This window comes from Flaviaestuariibacter amylovorans (genome assembly GCF_039541815.1).
GTDB lineage: Bacteria > Bacteroidota > Bacteroidia > Chitinophagales > Chitinophagaceae > Flavisolibacter > Flavisolibacter amylovorans.
Genome location: NZ_BAABGY010000011.1, coordinates 1 through 18,964, shown reverse-complemented (window position 1 = coordinate 18,964; position 18,964 = coordinate 1). Strand labels below are relative to the sequence as shown.

Here is an 18,964-nt window from a genome sequence, read left to right as displayed (position 1 = left end):
CTAAGAATAATCTTCAGTGTGCATTTCGCATCAACCATCCAGAAATATTGCATCAGTTGATATGTGGTAACAGAAAATGCATTCAAAGAAAGCGAACTGGCAGATCAATCCAATCCTTAGCGAATACCTTAGTTACTTCTTTTCTTAGCGGTAAGAATCGCCTATTTAACTTCTTAAGCCTTATTACTCCTCGCCAGGTAACCATCAGGATCTTGATCCGGCAGTTGTTTCGCACAATTGCGCCAGTAGCTTCCGCAGCAGCGCATAATCGGCGCTCCCGATCCGCGCTTCCCATTTCTTCTCGAAATCGAAATTGATCTGACGCCCGGCATCCCGCACCTTTTTCCCTTTGGCCGTCAGAAAGAGCAGCGCCGCCCGCTTGTCGGAGGGGTCGGGCTTTCGCCGCACGTAGCCCGCCTCCTCCAGCTGTGCCACCAGGGCGCTCATGCTCTGTTTGGTAATGTGCGCAGCGGCCGCCAGCTCCGTGATCCGGCTGCCCTCGTCCTTCGTATGGTGAAAGATCCAGCCATGCGAGGGCGACACGTCTTCAAATCCCCGCTCCTGCAAGGCGGCCTCCATATTGGCCCGCAGTTCATCCCAGAGCAGGCGCAGGTAAGCGCCGGTATTGATATATTCATCCATCGGATATGCGTTTTGAGGCAGGGTGCCCCGGCAAATATAGTAAGGCAAACTTACTTTTGTGGTCAGTTAAACTGACTAAATAAACAACTATGCAGACTACAGGATTTCTGAGCCGCAACGATGCGGCGAACGCCCGGGCCATTCCCGGTGCGCTGTTTCACTTTCTGGCCAACGGCGCCCAGACCGGCGGCGCCTACTCGCTGATGTACATCGAAGTGCACAAAGGCAACGAGCCGCCGCCGCATACCCACCAGCGCGAAGACGAAAGTTACTATATCCTCGAGGGAGCCATCCGCTTCTGGATCGGCGACCGTGTGGTAGATGCGCGGGCCGGCGATTTCGTACACCTGCCGAAAGGCGTTCCGCACCGCTTCGAGCTGCAGACGGAATGCGTGAAAGAACTGATGTGGATCGCGCCCGCCGGATTGGAAACCTGGTTCTGGGACAACAGCGCGCCTGCACCCGATGGGCGCCCGCTGCCCCTCCCGACCGCGCCGCCCGCTCCCGAAATGATCGCCCGCTTTGTGCAGACGCTTTCGGAGTATGGTGTGGAGATGGCACCGGTGGGCGTTCCGCGATAAAGATTTTGAAGGTGAAGAAGGTTTTTTCACCGCTAAGAAAAGAAGTAAAAAAGGTATTCGCTAAGATAGAGCCCCGGTGACGCGGGGCTTTTGCATTTCAGATCCAGGAAGTGATGATGTCAGATTTGTACCAGGTGAGGTCTTTCGTTCTTGATGGGAGAATTCCGATACGAACACTGGTGTCAGGCCTAGAGATTGTTACCTCTGTTAGCACTGCGCATAAAGACACGGCTCCTTACCAATAAACTAATAAACCAATAAACGTTCTCTCCTTAGCGAAACCCTTAGCCCCTTCTTTTCTTAGCGGTTAAAATCGCTTCTTTTACTTCAAACGCCTTGTTATTGCCGCTCTATTCTTTTGTCGAACCACAACGTACCGAACGGAAAGAACGCGGCCACGCCGCCGAGCACCATTTTTCCGAAGGTCCATTTCAGGATCCCTTTCACGATCAGCAGGTGCAGGCAGTACGCGATGAACAGGATGCCGTGGATCCAACCCACGTACTTTACCATCAGCGGCTGCTGCCAGATGTATTTCAGCGGCATGGCGATGAACAGCAGGGCGATCCAGGAAAGGGCTTCCGCATAACCCAGAACACGAAGGCGGCGCACGGCGGGATGTTGCATGGGGGCAAAAGTACGAATGTGCGAATGGGGGAATGGGGTGATCGGGTAATGGGTGACGAGAATCAGGTTTGTTAGGGTTCAGAAAGGTTCAGGGAGGTTAGGTGACTGAGATACAGGAGAAACCCCGCGGCTGCGGGGTCTCCATTTCTTTATTCCCTGTTCTTTATTCCTTGTTCAATTGTTCGATCAGGGACGCATCATGGTGCTTCATTACCAGGCTGCCGGATTACACCACCACGAGCTCGTAGAAGTTGTCGTCCACGAGGTACTTGTTGGCGAGCTCCTGCAGCTCCTTGGCCGAGATCGTGCGGATGGTCCGGATCTGGTCGTAGAAGTAGGTCTCGGGCACGCCGTTGAGGATGATGTTCTTCCAGCGGTTAATAATATGGAAAGGGCCATCGAGGTCGCCGAGGATGGAGCCCATCATGTAGTTGCGTACGAGCGCCAGTTCTTCGGCATCCACCTCCTCTTCGCGGAGGTCGGCCATCTCCTTGTATACCTCCACGATCGCGGCCTCGCACACGTCGCGGCCCGCCTCGGTGGAGATCACCCAGGCCGAGCGCTGGATGTGGTTCTCGAGGTAGCTGTAGATACCGTAGGTATAGCCTTTGTCTTCGCGGATATTGGTCATCAGGCGCGAGCCGAAGAAGCCGCCGAACAGGTTGTTGAGCACCTGCACCTTCAGGAAATCGGGGTGGTGGCGGTTCGGGAAGGGCGTACCCATGCGGATGGCGCCCTGCACGCCGTTGGGATCGTTGATGACACGGTATTTCTTTTCCCCGGCCAGCACCAGCTGGTGCTGCGGTTGCTCCACCGGCTTATTCCCAAGGTCGCCGAGCTGCTCGTCGAGCAGGGCGAAGAGGTCTTTGGGCAGCTTGCCGGCGGCGAAGATGACGAACTTCCCGTTCTTGTAGTAGCGCTCGTAAAAGTCGACCAACTCGTCGCGCGTGAGGGCGTCGAAGTCCTCGAAGCGGCTGAAGCGGCCGTAGGGGTGGTCGGGCCCGTACAAATACGTATCGATGAGTCGGCCGGCCACGAAGTCGCCCTTCTTCAGGTTCACGTTGAGGCGCTGCTTCATGTTCTGCTTGTACGTCTCGATCTCTGCCTCCGGAAAGGTAGATTCTGTCAGGAGCTCCTTCAGCACGGGCAGCAGGGCGGGCAGGTGCTTGCTGAGGGTGTGGATCGATACCGAGGCGGTTTCGTTGTAGCAGTTGCGGTTGAGGTAGGCGCCGTAGTACTCGAAATGCTCGTTGATCTGGAAGGCGCTTTTGTTGGTCGTGCCGTTCTTGAGCAGGAAGTTGGCGGAGGCGGCGATGAGGTTGCGCGGCTCGTAGGAGTTGCCTGCGTAGAACACGAGCTCGAGCTGCAGCACGTCTTCGGCGCCCGCGTCGATGGCGTATACGTCTACCCCGTTGCGGAGGGTGTATTTGTCGTAGGGCTTCAGCGTCAGCGTGAGGTCTACGGCGTCTTTTATGGCAGGGGGCGTTTTGCGGTCCAGCATGAGAGAAAGGTTTAGAAGGTTCAGGGGTTTAGAAGGTTTAGGGGGTTGGCTTGCGCACGCAACCCCCTAAACCTTCTAAACTTCCTAAACCTTGGCTTTATAATAAAGCGTGTTCGAATTGTTGTCGTCGAAGATGATGTTGGCCTCGGCCTTGATGTCGGCGGCGGTGACCGCGTTGTAGCGCTCCAGCTCCGTATTCATGAGCTCGGCGTCGCCGAGGAGCTCGTAGAAGGCGAGGGAGTTGGCGCGGTTCATCAGCGTCATGTCTTCGAAGGCGATGATGCTCTCGGTCTTGTTCTTCACCTTCTGCAGCTCGCTGTCGGTGATGCCGTCGGCCTTCAGCTTCGTGAGCTCGCGCTCCACGGCGGCCTCGGCGTCTTCGGGCGACACGCCCTTCACGAGCTTGCCTTCGATGGCCAGCAGCCCGGGCTCCACGGTACCGAAGTGGTAGCACTCGATGTTGGAGAACAGCTTCTGCTCCTTCACCAGGGCCTGGTAGAGGCGCGAGGAGCCGCCGCCGCCCAGCACCTCGGTGATGAGGTCGGCCGCGTAGTAGCGCGGGTCGAGGCGGCTGTAGATATGCCAGCACTTGTAAAACGCGTCGAGGGGCACGTCGGCGGTCACCGTTTCGCGGCGCGGCGCCGACTGCCGCGGCTCTGCGGGGATGTTGCGCTCGTATTTCTCACCCGCCTCGATGGGACCGAACCACTTCTCGGCCAGCTCGCGCACGCGCTCCGTGGTTACGTTGCCGGCCACCACCAGGATGGCGTTGATGGGGCGGTAGTGCTTGAAGAAGAAGTCCTTTACGTCCTGCAGCGAGGCGTGCTCGATGTGGGAAAGCTCCTTACCGATGGTCATCCAGCGGTAGGGGTGCACCTTGTAGGAGAGGTCGCGGAGGCGCAGCCACACGTCGCCGTAGGGCTTGTTGAGGTAGTGCTCCTTGAATTCCTCCATCACCACCTTGCGCTGCACGTCGAGGCTCTTGTCGGTAAAGGCGAGGGAGAGCATGCGGTCGCTCTCGAGCCAGAAGGCCGTTTCGAGGTTCTCCGAAGGAAGCTGTATGTAATAGTTGGTGAGGTCGTTGGTGGTGTAGGCGTTGTTCTCGCCGCCGGCCATCTGCAGCGGGTCGTCGTACTCGGGCACGTTGACGGAGCCGCCGAACATGAGGTGCTCGAAGAGGTGGGCGAAGCCGGTGCGGGAGGGGTCCTCGTCGCGGGCGCCTACGTCGTAGAGCACGTTCACCACGGCCATGGGGGTCGACAGGTCCGGGTGCACCAGCACGCGGAGCCCGTTGGATAAAGTAAAGCGTTCGTACCGAACCACGGGATCAGTTTTTTTAATGAATAAGACGGTAAATGTAGGGAGAGAACCAATGTGCTAATGGGTAATGTGCTGATGGGGGAATGGGTTTAGGGGGTTTAGAGCGTTTAGGGGGTTTAGGAGGTTGCGTGCGCCAGCCAACCCCTAAACCATCTAAACCCCCTAAACCTTTCTGAACCTCCCCTACTGAATGCTTCCCACGATAAAGGAAAACTGCTTCAGCTCGGTGCCGCGCCGCACCATTACCTCTACGCGCTCGTGGGTTTGCTGGAGCAGCAGCTTGTAGCGGCCGAGGAGCTGCGAGAAGTCCTTGTTGATCGACACCACGATGTCGCCCTCGAGCAGCCCGGCCTTTTCCGCCGGCGAGCCTTTGGCCACGTCGCCGACGGTGATGAGGTCGTCGATGAGGTAGAGCTCGAGGCCGGGGTAGGAATAGTCGAACTGGTCGCGGAAGTGGCTGTTGGGCAGGAGGTAGATCTCGCCCCGGTCGTAGTTGACGATGGCGTTGAAGCGCCGCAGGAGGTCGGAGCCGATGAGTCCGGCCAGCGTGGGGTACGACGTTACGTTGTACAGGTCGTTGAACACGTATACCGGCACCTCGCGGAAGCGGTAGGGGCCCACGCGTACCTCGCGGATCACGGTCATGTGCATGTCGATCTTGCCGCCGAGGCCCTCGGCCTGCTTGGCGAAGAGCTTCCTCTTTTTCTTCAGGAATACCGAGTCGCGCACGAAGTCGGTGGTGAACATCATGTTGAGGCCGGCGCCCAGGTCGTAGAGGAAGCGGGCGTTGTAGGCCTTCTCGTCGCGCACGCGGAAGGGGTGCACGGGCAGGGTGCTGATCTGGGGGCGGAGCAGGAAGCCACCGCGCGGGTACTTGAGAGAGCCCTTGCTCCAGAAGTCGATATAGGTGCTGTCGTAGTTGATCTTGAGGATGTAGCGGCTCAGGAGCGAGTAGCCCACGATGCCGTCGATGCGCTCGCCGTATACCGCCGTGAGCAGGCTGTAGTCGTTGATGTGGAAGTTGAGCGAGTCGGCGGAGAGGCCCGGCAGGTGGAGCGAGAGGTTGTTGACGAACGACACCTTGCGGGTGCCGGCGATGCCGCGGATGCTGCGGTCGGAGGGCAGGGGCTTCAGCCCGAGGGCTTCGGCCGTCATGGAATCGAGCGAGATGCCGCCGGAGCCGGAGTCGAGGAGGAAGTTGAGGGTGTCGGGGGAGTTGCCTACGCGGGCGCTGAATACGATGACGCCGCCGGTGTACTGGTGAAAGGGCACGCGGGTCAGGAAGCGGGATGGCTCCACGAATTCTTCCTGCGCACCCGCAGCCGCCAGGCGGGTGACCAGCAATAAAAACAGGAGCAATCGGCGCATAGGGGTGGCTTTGAGTCAAGACAGCTTTCCGGTGCAAGTAGCTGCGTACGGGCAAGTTAGCGGATTCGGCAGGATGTTAGGTGCCGGTTTCCCGAACAAAGGACGAAATGGGCGATTCCGCTGACGGGTGGGACTTTTCGGGTTCGGGCACAGCCTGGGGGATGTCAGATCTGTGATCTCGGATGTCCGATCTTTCGGGCAGCGCAGCCTTGAATGCTCCCGCTGGTTCGGGAGAACAAACGAACACGGAAGGAGGGAAAAGGAAAGAAGAGATTTTTACCGCTAAGAAAAGAAGAGGCTAAGGTTTTCGCTAAGGAGAGAATGTCTATCGGTTTATTTGTCTATTGGTAAGGCAGGTCCGGCGCCACCTGTCTCATCGTACCGGAAAGTCGTACTTCCGGCGCCTGACGAACACTACCTTGTCCGCACAGCATATCCGTGTTAATCATAACAAATCCGTGTCCCCCGAAGCTTCGGGGTGCGTTCCTTCGCTCCTGCCGGCGCCAGCCATAAATCACAAATCTGAAATCACAAATCTGAAATCACAAATCTGAGATCCCAGATCTGAGATCCGACATCTGCGATCCCCCATAGTATCTTTGCGCCTGATGAACCTCGACTCCCTTTACGACAAGGCCCTTGGCTTCGGCTTCCTCACGGTGGAGGAGGGCATGGAGCTCTTTGAGCAGGCCCCCCTCACCGACCTGATGAACGTGGCCGACCAGCTGCGCCGCAAGCAGGTGCCCCACGGCAAAGTGACCTGGCAGATCGACCGCAACGTGAACACCACCAACGTGTGCATCGCCAACTGCAAGTTCTGCAACTTCTACCGCATCCCCGGCCACCCCGACGCCTACATCACCGATATGGACACCTACCGGAAGAAGATCCGGGAGACCATCAAGTACGGGGGCGACCAGCTGCTGCTCCAGGGCGGGCACCATCCGGGCCTCGGGCTGCAGTTCTACGTCGATACCTTTCGCGCCATCAAGGCCGAATTCCCCGACATCCGCCTCCACACCCTCGGCCCGCCCGAGGTAGCCCATATCTGCAAGCTCGAGAAGATGTCGCACCACGACGTGCTGAAGGCCCTCAAGGAGGCCGGTATGGACTCCCTCCCCGGGGCGGGTGCCGAGATCCTCGTGGACCGCGTGCGCCGCCTCATCTCCAAGGGCAAGTGCGGCGCCGACGAATGGCTCGCCATCATGCACGAGGCGCATAAACTGAACATCACCACCTCCGCCACCATGATGTTCGGGCATGTGGAAACGATCCGCGAGCGCTTCGAGCACCTCGTGCGCATCCGCGACGTGCAGGCCCTCAAGCCGGCCGAGGCCAAAGGCTTCCTCGCCTTCATCCCCTGGACCTTCCAGGACGTGGATACCCTGCTCACCCGCATCCGCGGCGTGCACAACCTCACCACGCCCGAGGAGTACCTGCGGATGATCGCGCTGAGCCGCATCATGCTCCCCAACGTGCTCAACATTCAGGCCTCCTGGCTCACGGTGGGCAAGCAAACGGCGCAGCTCTGCCTGCACGGCGGCGCCAACGACTTCGGATCCATCATGATCGAGGAGAACGTGGTGAGCGCCGCCGGCGCGCCGCACCGCTTCACGAGCCGCACGATCCAGGACGCGATCCGCGCCGCCGGCTTCGAGCCCCAGCTCCGCAACCAGCAGTACGAGTGGCGCGAGCTGCCCGCCGGCATCGAGGAGCAGGTGGTGGACTATTAGCCTCACCCCCGGCCCGACCTCACCCCCGGCCCCTCTCCGGGAGAGAGGGGTGACTCTGTGGGACATTACTACGGTAAGTACGTTCACTTCAGTTGACCATTCATTATAGTGAGCCCCGGCACCTTCGATGCCGGGGCTTTTTATGCGTTTGGAAACCCGCAGGCAGGCACTATAAAAGATATAAGCGCTGTAAGTGCGCCCACACTTCCGACCCGAAGAAAAGGAATCAGAACGAGGTTCAGTGCCACAGAGGCACCCCTTCCCTTAGGGAAGGGGCCGGGGGATGGGCTACGCAATTTTTTCGATAAAAAGTATCGTAGTCCTACGATTGTTTTTTTCGTTTTTTGTTCGGACTTTGCCCGCCACGTAAAAACCAACTACGCTTATGAACCACGAGATTACCCTTGATGAGGCCATCGACCTCACCAAACGCTTCCGGACCCTGCGCCCCACCGTGCTCAACCCGCTCTATGAAGCCATCGACATCCTGCCGACCTGCGAAACCTTCGACCGCGAAGCGGTGCAGGCCCTGCTCAATGCCAACCCCGACTGCGCCAGCTTCCGCATCTACTACGGCATGACCGACGACCTCAAGGTGCACGCCGTGCTGGTGGCGGCAGACGCCAACGGGGCCGACCTGCTGCCGGCGCCCGGCAACGAGAACGTGATCCTGGAAGGCTCGCAGCGTTGCCCGAATACCTGCCCACCGGCGTCGTCTCTTAATTCCTGAGCCATGCCCTATTGGCTACAACATACGCTCTCCTTCTCCATCCTGTTTCCGGTACTCGTGGGCATCCTGCGTTACCGGCAGCTCGATGCGCGGTACCTGCCGTTCCTGCTGCTGATGTGGATCGGCTTCGCGAACGAGCAGGTGAGCTATGTGAGCGGCAAGCTCTTTCGCACCAATGCGCCCAACAGCAATCTCTGGTTCCTGGCGGAAGCACTCCTTTGCCTGTGGTGCTTTTACCGTTGGCGGCTTTTCCGCAAGCCGCTGGTACCCTGCCTCATCGGCGGCGCCTACGTCCTGTTCTGGGCCATGGAGACCTTCCTGCTCCGCAGTATCCTGGACTTCAGCGTGTACTTCCACATCTGCTATGCGTTTGCCACCGTGCTGATGGCCATCCAGTACATCAACAAGCTGATCGTGACCGAGCAGCAGCTCTCGATCCGGCACGGCGACTTTACCATCTGCACCGCGCTCGTCATCTTTAACACCGGCGCCGTGTTTTCCGAGTGTTTCTGGCTCTACGCATTCACAGAGAACGCCAAGTTCGGCGACAGTGTTTTCCTGATTACTACGTTCGCTAATTTCTTCACCAACATCATGTACGGCTTCGCCTTGCTATGGGTACCCAGGAGACAAGTTTACTTGCAGCTATCGTGATCGCGGCGATCCTGATCGGGGTCATCATCCTGTTCTTCGTGGCCTCGATCATCCGCCAGCAGCGCCGCAATCTAACCCTGCACCGGCAGAACATGCTGGCCGAGATCACCACCCTCGAAAAGGAGCGCTCCCGCATGGCCCGCGACCTCCACGACGAGCTCGCGCCCCTGCTCGCCGCCATCAAGATGAAGATCAACTCCTTCGCCCTCACCGACCCCGACGACGAGGAGGAGATGACCCGCACCAACGGGCACATCGACGCCCTGCTGAAGCGCATCCGCGAGATCACCTTCGACCTCATGCCCGCCTCCCTCCAGCGCAAGGGCTTCGTGACGGCCGCCCGCGAGTTCGTGGACTACATAGGCCGCAGCGCGCCCATCGCCATAACGCTGCAGGCCGAGGAAGGCCTCTCGGTCACCGACGAGCGCATCGCGGTGAACCTCTACCGCATTCTCCAGGAAGTGGTGCAGAACACCCTCAAGCACGCCGGCGCGGCGCGCCTGCTCCTCTCGATCCACCGCGATAAGAAGGACCTCGTGCTGGCCAGCAGCGACGACGGCCGTGGCTTCGACTGGGACGAGAAAGCCCTTTCCGCCAACGGCATCGGCCTCAAGAGCCTGAAAAGCCGCGTGGAGATCCTCAACGGCACCTTTTCCGTAGAAAGCCGCCGCGGCAAAGGCACCTCCTACATCTTTAGAATACCTTTACCGTCCTGACTATGCAACCCACAACCACCACCCCGATCCGCCTCCTCATCGCCGACGACCACGAGATCTTCCGCGACGGCGTCCGCGCCATGCTCAAAAAGCAAAAGCACCTGGAGCTCACCGGCGAGGCGGCCAATGGGGAGCAGTTGCTGGCCAAAGCCGAGGAGCTGCACCCCGACGTGGTGATCACCGATATCCGGATGCCCGGCACCGACGGCATCGCCGCCACCCGCCGCCTGCAGGAGCTGATGCCCGAGGTGTCGGTGATCGCGCTGTCGATGTACGACGAGGAGCACCTGATCGTGGAAATGCTCGAGGCCGGCGCCCGTGGCTACCTGCTCAAGAATGCGCCCAAGGAGGAGATCGTGCAGGCCATTGAAACGGTGCATGGCGGCGAGGTCTACTTCTGCCGCGCCACTTCCCCCCGCCTCGCGGAGCTCATTGCGAAAAGCTCCTACAACCCCTTCCGCAAGCGCCCCGCTACCGAGCTCAACGAGCGCGAAAAAGAGATCGTGCGCCTCATCTGCCAGCAGCTTTCGAGCCGCGAGATCGCCGAAAAGATCCACGTGAGCCACCGCACCGTGGAAGCCTACCGCGACCGCCTCCTCGACAAGGTGGGGGCGCGCAACGTGGCCGGCCTCGTGGTTTATGCCATCCGCAACGGTATCTACAAATTGTAATCGCCCTCCGACAGCAGCTCGCCGCCTCGGATAAGCCCCTGCAGGTACGCGTCGGCGGGGTTGAACGTGCAAGCCCGTACCACCCAGTGGTCGTGCTCGGGCGCCGCCTCCAGCAACACGGAAAAATCCCAGCCCAGCGAGCGCAGGTAATAGCGGCGCGGGGGCTCCGCATAGCGGATGATGAGCGCGGGCCGCTCCACGGCGCTGCGGAACTCGTTGTAGCGCCCTTCCGAAACGCCGGTATCGCCGCAATGGGCTTCGAGGCCAAAGACGTGCAGGCCATAGGGGTCGGTGAGAAAGGGCGGGCGCGAATCCATGGGCGGTGCGTTTAGGGAGGAAGAAAAAGGGTACGGATCGGGCCAAACAAAACAAAAAAGCAGAGCAGCGGCAGGCCGTATGAAACGGCTCGTCCGGCAGCAATTTACCGTATGGGCCAACAGCAGACAATGGAGGAACTACGGTACTTTTCTTCGTGGAAATACGGCCTCACCCCCGGCCTCACCCCCAGCCCCTCTCCTGGGAGGAGAGGGGTGCCTCTGTGGGAAATTTCTTTAATTCTTTTGCCATCATAGGGTTCGACCCGTTTTGTTTTCTGCTGACTTCAGTGTCCGGCTTGATCGGTGGCTTAACGCTGCCCACCACTCTCCGTGGAAAGCGACATGCTGCTAAACAAAAAATTATGCTGTATCGCCAGCATCATCTAGCAAGCCAGTGAGAAAGGTTCCACAGAGACACCCCTCTCCGTATGGGAAAGGGGGCCGGGCTCCGCCGGCCAAAGCCTTTGGCGTCGGACGGGGTGAGGCCGGGGGGGAGGCTCGAACCTCGCACATTGTTTGTACCGCATCGGTCATGATCCGTAAGTTATCCGGCAAGGTGCGGCGCTTTTGGGCCAGCCTCGCCCTGCTTTCCGTGGAGATGGTGCTGCTGGCGGCCGTGTTCCTGGTGTCGCTCACCGTCTTTGGCTATATGGTGCGGCGCGTGTTCGTGCTGCAGAACAATGACTTCGACCAGCAGGTCTTCGACTACCTGGGGGGCTGGGTAACGCCCGGGCTCAACCGCTTTATGCAAGCCGTGACCTTCCTGGGCACGCACCGCTTCCTCATCCCGGCCAACCTGTCGCTCATTGCCTGGTTCCTCTTTGTGCGCCCGCACAAGTGGTATTCGATCAAGGTTCCCGCCATTGCGCTGAGCTCCCTGCTGCTGATGTCGCTGCTGAAAAACCTCTTTGGCCGCTCCCGTCCGCTCGACCCCCTGCTGGAGCCTGCCCGCGGCCTTTCCTTTCCGAGCGGCCACGCCCTGATGAGCATGACCTTTTATGGCCTGCTGATATACATCACCTATCACTCCGTGAAGAACCCGCGCCTCCGCTGGCCCATCATTGCGTTCCTGGGCCTGCTGATCCTGACGATCAGCTTCAGCCGCATCTACCTGCGGGTGCATTACACCAGCGACGTGCTGGCCGGCCTGGCCCTCGGAGCGCTGTGGGTAGTGCTGGCGCTGAAGCTCATCCGCCGCATCGAAAAGCAGGGCAAGCGTACCCTCGGACCCATCGTCGGTCACGGCCCGGCGCCTACCATGGGCACCGGCCCCGTTCCCAACGCTCCTTCGGAGCCGATGTAAGCGCGGCGTCCGGTACCAAAAACCAGAGACGCCCGGCTAAGGGCGTCTCTGCAATTGAGGGAATATGTTGTAAGAATCTGGTTCGCGGGCGGGGGTACGGGAAGCGATGGTTTATTGGGTATCGGGGCGGTCGAGGCTGTCGAGCTCGAGGGTATCGGCAGGCATCGGCGCGGGGAGGGGCCATTTCGGGACTTCGTCGAGCGAGCCGGCGATGCGCGCCTGGCGCTGCTCGGCGGTTTCGAGGGAGGTTTCGGCCGCCTTGCCCTTGGAGCAGGCGGTGAGCAGGGCGCAGCCCAAAACCAGGGCCTGCGCGGTAGCCAGTATTCTTCTTTTCATGCTTCCACAGTTTGTTACCGGTGGCGTAGTACAAGTATTTTGCCATTATGCCCAAAAACTAGGTTTCCTTAACGCGGCCGCGCTCCGCCGGGGCGCCGAAATCGCTACCTTTGCACGCCCAAAGAGGGCCGTTTATTGGTCTATTGGTTTATTCGTTTACTGGCAAGTCGCTTCTGCTCAACAGAATGACAGAACCCAACCAGTAAAACGACCGGGCACAGCGAACGCCCACAAATAAACCAGTAAACGAATAAACCAATAAACCCTCCCGCTTTCTACTATGATCAGTGTAAATAATGTTTCCCTCTCCTTCGGCAAGCGCGTCCTATTCGACGAAGTGAACATCACGTTCCAGAAGGGCAACTGCTACGGCGTCATCGGTGCCAACGGCGCCGGTAAATCGACGTTCCTCAAGATCCTCTCCGGCGAGATCGAGCCCAACAAAGGCAAGGTCGACATCACCCCCGGCGAGCGCATGGCCGTGCTGAAGCAGAACCAGTTCGCGTACGACGACGTAACGGTGCTCAACACCGTGCTCATGGGCCACGAGAAGATGTGGAAGGTGATGCATGAGAAAGATGCCATCTATGCCGACCCCGAAGCCACCGAAGACGACTATATGCGCGCCGGCAACCTCGAGGCCGAATTCGGCGAGATGGGCGGCTACACCGCGGAAAGCGATGCGGCCACCTTCCTCAACGAGCTCGGCGTGAAAGAGCACTTCCACCAGAGCCTTATGAAGGACATCCCCTCCAACATGAAGGTGCGCGTGCTCCTCGCCCAGGCCCTCTTCGGCAACCCCGACATCCTGCTGCTCGACGAACCGACCAACGGCCTCGACATCGAGACCATCGGCTGGCTCGAGAACTTCCTCGCGGATTACCAGAACGTGGTGCTCGTGGTGTCCCACGACCGTCACTTCCTCGACGCCGTGTGCACGCACGTGGCCGACGTGGACCGCGCCAAGATCAAGGTATTCTCCGGTAACTATACGTTCTGGTACGAGAGCTCGCAGCTGATGGCCCGCCAGCTTTCCGACAAGAACAAGAAGGTGGAGGAAAAGCGCGCGGCGCTCATCGACTTCATCGCCCGCTTCTCGGCCAACGCCTCCAAGTCGAAGCAGGCCACCTCGCGGAAGAAGGCGCTCGAAAAACTCAATATCGAGGAGATCGAGCCGTCTAACCGCCGCTACCCGGGCATCATCTTCCAGCCCCTGCGCGAAGTCGGCAACCAGATCCTGAACGTGGAAGGCCTCTCCGCCTCCATGGACGGCCGCAAGCTGTTCGACAAGGTGACCTTCTCCGTGAACAAGGGCGAGAAGATCGCGTTCCTCTCCAAAGATCCCTCGGCCGTGACGGCCTTCTTCGAGATCATCAACGGCAAGCAGGAAGCGCAGGGCGGCAAATACGAGTGGGGCACCACCATCACCAAGGCCTACCTGCCGATCGAGAACAACGAGTTCTTCACGGAAGGCCTCGGCCTCATGGATTGGCTGCGCCAGTATGTGCCCCCGCACGTGACCGACGCCGACGAGCCCTTCCTGCGCGGCTTCCTGGGCAAGATGCTCTTCTCGGGCGACGACATCGCGAAGAAGACCAACGTGCTGTCGGGTGGTGAGAAGGTACGCTGCATGATCTCCCGCATGATGCTGCAGAACCCCAACCTCGTGGTGCTCGACCAGCCCACCAACCACCTCGACCTCGAGAGCATCCAGAGCTTCAACGAAGGCTGCCAGACCTTCCCCGGCATCGTGCTCCTCACCTCGCATGACCACACCTTCCTGCAAACCGTGGCCAACCGCGTGATCGAGCTGACGCCCACCGGCATCATCGACCGCCTCATGACCTTCGACGAGTACATGGAAGACAAGCGCGTGAAAGAGCTGCGCGCGGAGATGTACGGCAACGCGGTGTTTGCATAAATACGGTAACGCGCACTTTATTATAGAGCCCCTTGCGGGGCTCTTTTTTATGTACTGTTGTGGAGGTATCGCCCGCCGCAAGCGGCTAGCTGTTCTCAAAGCGGCAAGCGGGTTTTCCCGCCGTTGGCGGGACAGGCTACGCGGAGACGCCAAGACGCGGAGCACGCGGAAAGTTGTTTGCTGCGCTCACTTTTCACGCGGAGGCGCAGCAACGGACGGCGCGGCGAATGTGCTGATCGCCGCAAGCGGCTGGCTTTTCTTGAAGCACAACGCGGGTTTCACACGGCGGTACACGATATGGGCACAGATTACCTTTTCAGGCTTGGAAAAAGACCTTGCGGAAGCAACGATTTTGCCGGGACCCGATCATCCTGAGTTTTTGGAACGGGGAAAGGCATAGCGGCCTTATCGTACCGCTGTCGCTGTTTCGCCGCGCCGCCGTGTGAAAGTCCTGCCGAAGGCAGGACCTTGTTTTGGCGTTCTCCGCGTCTTGGCGTCTCCGCGTGAAACCCGCGTCAAGGATTGAAGACTGCCAGGCGCTTGCGCCGGGAGACAGGTAAAGCGGCCCGTTCTGCTCACAACGCCTAACAGATTTTCAAGGCGCTTGCGCCGGCAATAAACTAACGCCGCCACCCAAACGAAAAAAGGACCCGCGGGGGTCCTTCAAGAACGTTGTTTTCAGGTCGCAATCAGGGATGGTAGGTAGACTTGTTCCGGTTCACCAGCTCGAGGGCGGCAAGCAACCCGAGGTTGAAGAGGAACAGCACCACGGTCCAGGATTCGAGGGCGTTCATAGCAAGCAGGCTCATTACGGGTGGTTTTATTGGCTTATTGGTATTCGCTAAATAACTAAAAGTACAGACAAGGCAGGGGGATATTTCGTTCAATTACCGGAAATTACCTACGAGCCGGTACTGCGAAGGAATTTGCAGCGCAGCGCTGCGGGCGGCGGCGGATTGATATTCACCGCACTGCACGGATGAGCGTCCGAAGCGTACTTCGGGTGGCTGTTTGCCGTCCGCGCCTTATTTTGCCGCCGCAACGCCGCTCCGGGTGTTCCATTTATCCCTACCATGCCTGGCTCCCACCTGCTCCGCCTCTTCAAATTCGGCCTTGTCGGGCTCCTCGGCATGGTGCTGGATTTCGGCGTCACCTACCTGCTCAAAGAGAAAGCGGGCATCAACCGCTTCGTGGCCAACGCCTGCGGCTTCTGCGTGGCGGTCGTCTTCAACTTCTTCGCCAACCGCGCCTGGACCTTCGCATCGCATGCGCCTAACGTGGAGGGACAGCTGTTTCGCTTCGTTTGCGTGTCGCTCATCGGCCTCGCCCTCAACACCGGCATCGTCTATTACTTCAACCGACGGGCGGTCCACTTCTACCTGAGCAAAGCGCTGGCGATCGTGCTGGTGTTCTTCTGGAACTATACGGCCAACAGCTACTTCACGTTTTCGGCGTAAGCGGAAGGCGAGGTAAGGAAAAGAAGTGTTTTCTTACCGCTAAGAAGCGAAGGGGCTAAGGTATTCGCTAAGAGTACGGTCTATTGGTAAGAGGTCGTCGCTGCGCAGCATAGTTTATCGTACCGGAGAATCTTACCTCCGGCATCAGGCAAAAGCAAGATGTTTCAGCAATCCATCCGCACCCATCGTATCAAATCCGTACCATCCGCGTTCCTTCTCTCCCGGATCAACGCGTCGCCGGCGCCCATAAAAAGTCCGGCGCAACCACTTCGTTATTCCATATCGATCATTCGATATTCCCTTCCCTGTTCCCTGTTCCTTATTCCCTGTTCTATTGTTCTTTCCCCTGCACCGGCACGGCGGCCTTTTTGTTGAGCCCGCTGAGGCGCCAGACCGTGAAGTAGCGGGCGGGCTGGCCCCCGCGGGTCTGGGTGATGGTGGTGACCGAATCGGCCTGCGCATACCACTCGCGGAACTGCGTGCGCGCGTCGTACCACTCGTTGGACGGCACTACGCACCAGGCCTTCGTGAGGTCCATGGCATGAAGCGCGAAGCGGTTGCGCCAGGCATAGTGGTGAATGTTGTGGAGGTCGCCGAGGCCGAGCACCGGGATCTCGTTGGGCGCCGCGAAATAGTATTCGAGGTGGGCCGCCGGGAACCAGCGGTGGGCCACAAGCGGTGCACCGGCCGGCATGCGGCCTTCGTTCTTTTCGCGCAGGTAGAGGGCGGCGAACTCGGGACCTGCTTCCCGCCAGCCGTGCAGGTCGAGCGTGAAGTCGCCGAAGCCCAGCTCTTTCGGATCCTTCTTTCCCAGCGTGCCCGGCACCGCGAAGGTGAGGGCGATGGCCACGGCCACCAGGAGGCCGGTGAACGCCAGCGCATGCTGCGGCAGGCGCGGCACGGGGCGTTCGCGCCGGGTGGCGAGAAAGATGGCCGTCAGCGGCAGCAGCGTTACCCAGGCCGGTCCGCTCCAATGCGGCAGCGTATCGCGGAAGAGGGCGATGGCGAGCAACACACCGATCATGGGGAGCGCGATAAAGGTGAAGAGCCGGAGCGGCTCCCGCACGGCAAAACGACGCTTGCGCAGCGCCAGGAGTGCCAGAACCGTGCCCACCACGATCACGGGGTTGTTGTACAGGAACTGGCCGCCGAGCTCGCGCCCGAAGCCGGAGAGGTGAATACCGTCCTGCACGGTGACGCGGCCCGAGTGGAAGCGGTAGGTGATGAAGTCGTTCTGGATGTTCCAGAGCAGGATCGGCGACGCGAGTGCGGCGGTGAAGAGGGCGGCCACGTAAAGCTGCGGGCGGGCCAGCCAGGTGCGGCGGCGCGCCAGGATGTATAGGCCAAGCCCGAGCCAGAGAAAGGCCCCGTGTACCTTGCTCAGGATGGTGAGCCCGGTAAGCAGGCCGAAGAGCAGCCAGGGCTTCCAGCGCTTCGGGTCGGCGTCGATGGAAACGAGCGTATGGAGTGCGGCGCACCAGAAGAGCATCTGTGGCGAGTCGGGGAGGATGAAGAGGCCGGCGATGATCGAGGCGTACACCGAGGCGTTGTAGAGCAGGGCGGCATACCAGCCGGCGCGGGCCGAATGCACGCGGCGCACGGTATGAAACAGGAGGGCGGTGGCGCCGGCGCAGCTCAAGATACTTCCGAGGCGTACGGCGGCCTCGCTCCATTCGAAGCCGAGGTTCCAGGTGCTGAGTCGGATCCAGAGGCCCACGAGCGGCGGGTGATCGAAGTAGTTCCACTGCAGGCGACGGGCATAGGTCCAGTAATAGACCTCGTCGTTGCCCAGCTCGAACACGGAGGCGAGCACCAGGCGCAGGAGCGCACCGAGTACGATAAGCCCGATGAGCCGGGAGCGATAGTTGGGAGAAAGCGCCATGGGGCGAAGGTAGCGGGGGATCGCAGATCTGTGATCTCGGATCTGTGATCTCGGATCTCAGATGTGGGATCTCAGATTTCAGATTTGGTTGGCGCGAGAGAGGATCTCAGATGTGTGATCTCGGATATAAGATCTCTGATTTGGGAAGTGGCTCAACGATGCGGGCGGTCTGCGAAGTGGAGTGCACTCCGGCAAGCTCAGGGCAGCAAAGCTTCGGGAATTTATCCTGATGGGTTGCGCAACGACGTTGGCTCCATAAACGACCCATTACCAATAAACCAATAGACCAATAAACCAATAACCACGCGCAGCGCTACCCAAAGGGAAAATTCGGATACTCGAGGTGATAGACGTCGGAGCCGTTGCGGGCGATGCCGGTGAAGTGAAAGGGATAGGGCTCCTGCACGTCTTCCACGAGGTCGAAAGCGCGGCAGGTGCGGCCGAGCCCCTCGAAGACGAGGGTGAAGTTGTGGTCGGGGCCTGCGAAGTCCCAGGCCGGGGCCTGTACGATGCGGTAGGCATGAAGCAGGGCGCGGCGGCTCCCGTCTTCCTGCACCAGGAAGGTCTGCGGCGAGATGCGGAGCAGGCAGGCTACGGTGAGGGTGCAGTGCACGATGGTGCTGCGCTCTTCGAGCGCTGCGGTGTCGATGGCAAGGTCGATCTCCGGCTTCAGGGCGGGTAGGAGGATCGTGGCGGGCATACAACCAATATACAAAGAAGATCTCAGATCGCGGATCTTTGATCTCGGATGTCAGATCTGTGATTTCAGATTTAAGGGAAGGCAGGAAAAGGAAAAGAAGGGTTTTTTACCGCAAAGATTCTGTGTTAGGCGCCAAGGGTTTTTCAATAATTTTGGAGTTCAAGGCGGTTTTTATGATCAGCCTGTGTAGGGCGGTTTTCTATGACCGCCTTATTTTTTTGCAGGTATTTCTTATCGTAGGGTGTCTTTGTCTTGAAGACGGTGTACATCAGTTCCAGTAGTCGTCGTTGTATTGCCACGAGCGCCTTCATTTTAATGCCGTGCCGGGCGATGAGCCGTGCGTAGATGGCGCGGAAGCGTTCGTCGTGGCGCGTGGCGCTCAGGGCCGGGAAGTGCATCGCTGCTCTTAGGCCGTGTTGACAATTACTTTGCATTAGTGAGCGCTGCGGCGAGATAGACGAATGCGAGGAAGCAGGTGTCGGTTTTATCATAGCGTGTTGCGACG

At 59.4% G+C, this 18,964-nt stretch carries 18 protein-coding genes and 1 pseudogene; 9 read left to right on the top strand and 10 right to left on the bottom strand.

Going from position 1 to position 18,964, the window contains the following annotated elements; all coding sequences use genetic code 11:
* Positions 1–204: 204 nt before the first annotated feature.
* A complete protein-coding gene (locus ABD937_RS16920) occupies positions 205–642 on the bottom strand; it encodes a MarR family winged helix-turn-helix transcriptional regulator (RefSeq protein WP_345256978.1) in 438 nt (145 codons plus the stop codon).
* Between the two features lie 89 nt (positions 643–731).
* Here ABD937_RS16920 and ABD937_RS16915 point away from each other — a divergent pair, with 89 nt between their 5' ends.
* Entirely contained in the window at positions 732–1,223 is a 492-nt protein-coding gene (locus tag ABD937_RS16915) for a quercetin 2,3-dioxygenase (protein ID WP_345256977.1), read from the top strand.
* A gap of 339 nt (positions 1,224–1,562) precedes the next feature.
* Here ABD937_RS16915 and ABD937_RS16910 read toward each other — a convergent pair whose 3' ends face one another.
* From ABD937_RS16910 to ABD937_RS16895, 4 genes are all read right to left on the bottom strand, one after another.
* Positions 1,563–1,850, bottom strand: a complete 288-nt coding sequence (locus tag ABD937_RS16910; protein ID WP_345256976.1) for a DUF3817 domain-containing protein — start codon at positions 1,848–1,850, stop codon at positions 1,563–1,565.
* Between the two features lie 226 nt (positions 1,851–2,076).
* Complete coding sequence (locus ABD937_RS16905) at positions 2,077–3,351, bottom strand: M16 family metallopeptidase (protein WP_345256975.1); 1,275 nt, start codon at positions 3,349–3,351, stop codon at positions 2,077–2,079.
* A gap of 84 nt (positions 3,352–3,435) precedes the next feature.
* A complete protein-coding gene (locus tag ABD937_RS16900; RefSeq protein ID WP_345256974.1) occupies positions 3,436–4,674 on the bottom strand; it encodes a M16 family metallopeptidase in 1,239 nt (412 codons plus the stop codon).
* A gap of 180 nt (positions 4,675–4,854) precedes the next feature.
* Complete coding sequence (locus ABD937_RS16895; protein ID WP_345256973.1) at positions 4,855–6,039, bottom strand: aspartyl protease family protein; 1,185 nt, start codon at positions 6,037–6,039, stop codon at positions 4,855–4,857.
* Positions 6,040–6,647: 608 nt separating this feature from the next.
* On the opposite strand from ABD937_RS16895, the gene mqnC reads away from it, so the two are divergent.
* From mqnC to ABD937_RS16870, 5 genes are all read left to right on the top strand, one after another.
* A complete protein-coding gene (gene mqnC / locus ABD937_RS16890; protein WP_345256971.1) occupies positions 6,648–7,772 on the top strand; it encodes a cyclic dehypoxanthinyl futalosine synthase in 1,125 nt (374 codons plus the stop codon).
* 385 nt (positions 7,773–8,157) lie between these two features.
* Positions 8,158–8,502, top strand: coding sequence for a hypothetical protein (locus ABD937_RS16885; protein ID WP_345256970.1), 345 nt, complete (start codon positions 8,158–8,160; stop codon positions 8,500–8,502).
* 3 nt (positions 8,503–8,505) lie between these two features.
* Positions 8,506–9,156 (top strand): hypothetical protein, encoded by a 651-nt coding sequence (locus ABD937_RS16880; protein WP_345256969.1) that lies wholly within the window; start codon positions 8,506–8,508, stop codon positions 9,154–9,156.
* Positions 9,117–9,872: a sensor histidine kinase gene (locus ABD937_RS16875; protein ID WP_345256968.1), complete on the top strand. Its 756-nt coding sequence runs from the start codon at positions 9,117–9,119 to the stop codon at positions 9,870–9,872. The genes ABD937_RS16880 and ABD937_RS16875 overlap by 40 nt, the downstream gene beginning before the upstream one ends.
* A 2-nt stretch (positions 9,873–9,874) precedes the next feature.
* A complete protein-coding gene (locus ABD937_RS16870; RefSeq protein ID WP_345256967.1) occupies positions 9,875–10,543 on the top strand; it encodes a response regulator transcription factor in 669 nt (222 codons plus the stop codon).
* Here the strand turns inward: ABD937_RS16870 and ABD937_RS16865 are convergent.
* On the bottom strand, positions 10,531–10,860 hold the full coding sequence (locus ABD937_RS16865) for a hypothetical protein (RefSeq protein WP_345256965.1): 330 nt from the start codon (positions 10,858–10,860) through the stop codon (positions 10,531–10,533). The genes ABD937_RS16870 and ABD937_RS16865 overlap by 13 nt on opposite strands.
* Positions 10,861–11,392: 532 nt before the next feature.
* Between ABD937_RS16865 and ABD937_RS16860 the strand changes: the two genes are divergently transcribed.
* A complete protein-coding gene (locus ABD937_RS16860) occupies positions 11,393–12,163 on the top strand; it encodes a phosphatase PAP2 family protein (RefSeq protein WP_345256964.1) in 771 nt (256 codons plus the stop codon).
* 111 nt (positions 12,164–12,274) lie between these two features.
* Here ABD937_RS16860 and ABD937_RS16855 read toward each other — a convergent pair whose 3' ends face one another.
* Positions 12,275–12,499: a hypothetical protein gene (locus ABD937_RS16855; RefSeq protein WP_345256963.1), complete on the bottom strand. Its 225-nt coding sequence runs from the start codon at positions 12,497–12,499 to the stop codon at positions 12,275–12,277.
* Between the two features lie 280 nt (positions 12,500–12,779).
* On the opposite strand from ABD937_RS16855, the gene ABD937_RS16850 reads away from it, so the two are divergent.
* Together ABD937_RS16850 and ABD937_RS16845 are read left to right on the top strand one after the other, a co-directional pair.
* Entirely contained in the window at positions 12,780–14,420 is a 1,641-nt protein-coding gene (locus ABD937_RS16850; protein ID WP_345256962.1) for an ABC-F family ATP-binding cassette domain-containing protein, read from the top strand.
* Between the two features lie 1,073 nt (positions 14,421–15,493).
* A complete protein-coding gene (locus ABD937_RS16845; RefSeq protein ID WP_345256960.1) occupies positions 15,494–15,877 on the top strand; it encodes a GtrA family protein in 384 nt (127 codons plus the stop codon).
* Between the two features lie 331 nt (positions 15,878–16,208).
* On the opposite strand, the gene ABD937_RS16840 is transcribed toward ABD937_RS16845, so the two are convergent.
* The 3 genes and pseudogenes from ABD937_RS16840 to ABD937_RS16830 all read right to left on the bottom strand — a co-directional run.
* Positions 16,209–17,759 carry an ArnT family glycosyltransferase gene (locus ABD937_RS16840; protein ID WP_345256959.1) on the bottom strand — a complete coding sequence of 517 codons (1,551 nt, stop codon included), beginning with the start codon at positions 17,757–17,759 and terminating at the stop codon, positions 16,209–16,211.
* A 313-nt stretch (positions 17,760–18,072) separates the two neighbouring features.
* A complete protein-coding gene (locus ABD937_RS16835; RefSeq protein ID WP_345256958.1) occupies positions 18,073–18,459 on the bottom strand; it encodes a hypothetical protein in 387 nt (128 codons plus the stop codon).
* A 143-nt stretch (positions 18,460–18,602) separates the two neighbouring features.
* Positions 18,603–18,964: pseudogene (locus ABD937_RS16830) on the bottom strand (hypothetical protein); the annotation flags it as partial.

What these genes read in the sequence shown, in the direction of transcription:
- ABD937_RS16840 (WP_345256959.1), bottom strand. Translation starts at nt 17,759, where the DNA reads ATGGCGCTTTCTCCCAACTATCGCTCCCGGCTCATCGGGCTTATCGTA.
- ABD937_RS16865 (WP_345256965.1), bottom strand. Translation starts at nt 10,860, where the DNA reads ATGGATTCGCGCCCGCCCTTTCTCACCGACCCCTATGGCCTGCACGTC.
- ABD937_RS16875 (WP_345256968.1), top strand. Translation starts at nt 9,117, where the DNA reads ATGGGTACCCAGGAGACAAGTTTACTTGCAGCTATCGTGATCGCGGCG.
- ABD937_RS16910 (WP_345256976.1), bottom strand. Translation starts at nt 1,850, where the DNA reads ATGCAACATCCCGCCGTGCGCCGCCTTCGTGTTCTGGGTTATGCGGAA.
- ABD937_RS16885 (WP_345256970.1), top strand. Translation starts at nt 8,158, where the DNA reads ATGAACCACGAGATTACCCTTGATGAGGCCATCGACCTCACCAAACGC.
- ABD937_RS16855 (WP_345256963.1), bottom strand. Translation starts at nt 12,499, where the DNA reads ATGAAAAGAAGAATACTGGCTACCGCGCAGGCCCTGGTTTTGGGCTGC.
- ABD937_RS16860 (WP_345256964.1), top strand. Translation starts at nt 11,393, where the DNA reads ATGATCCGTAAGTTATCCGGCAAGGTGCGGCGCTTTTGGGCCAGCCTC.
- ABD937_RS16915 (WP_345256977.1), top strand. Translation starts at nt 732, where the DNA reads ATGCAGACTACAGGATTTCTGAGCCGCAACGATGCGGCGAACGCCCGG.
- ABD937_RS16905 (WP_345256975.1), bottom strand. Translation starts at nt 3,351, where the DNA reads ATGCTGGACCGCAAAACGCCCCCTGCCATAAAAGACGCCGTAGACCTC.
- ABD937_RS16870 (WP_345256967.1), top strand. Translation starts at nt 9,875, where the DNA reads ATGCAACCCACAACCACCACCCCGATCCGCCTCCTCATCGCCGACGAC.
- mqnC (WP_345256971.1), top strand. Translation starts at nt 6,648, where the DNA reads ATGAACCTCGACTCCCTTTACGACAAGGCCCTTGGCTTCGGCTTCCTC.
- ABD937_RS16880 (WP_345256969.1), top strand. Translation starts at nt 8,506, where the DNA reads ATGCCCTATTGGCTACAACATACGCTCTCCTTCTCCATCCTGTTTCCG.
- ABD937_RS16835 (WP_345256958.1), bottom strand. Translation starts at nt 18,459, where the DNA reads ATGCCCGCCACGATCCTCCTACCCGCCCTGAAGCCGGAGATCGACCTT.
- ABD937_RS16845 (WP_345256960.1), top strand. Translation starts at nt 15,494, where the DNA reads ATGCCTGGCTCCCACCTGCTCCGCCTCTTCAAATTCGGCCTTGTCGGG.
- ABD937_RS16920 (WP_345256978.1), bottom strand. Translation starts at nt 642, where the DNA reads ATGGATGAATATATCAATACCGGCGCTTACCTGCGCCTGCTCTGGGAT.
- ABD937_RS16850 (WP_345256962.1), top strand. Translation starts at nt 12,780, where the DNA reads ATGATCAGTGTAAATAATGTTTCCCTCTCCTTCGGCAAGCGCGTCCTA.
- ABD937_RS16895 (WP_345256973.1), bottom strand. Translation starts at nt 6,039, where the DNA reads ATGCGCCGATTGCTCCTGTTTTTATTGCTGGTCACCCGCCTGGCGGCT.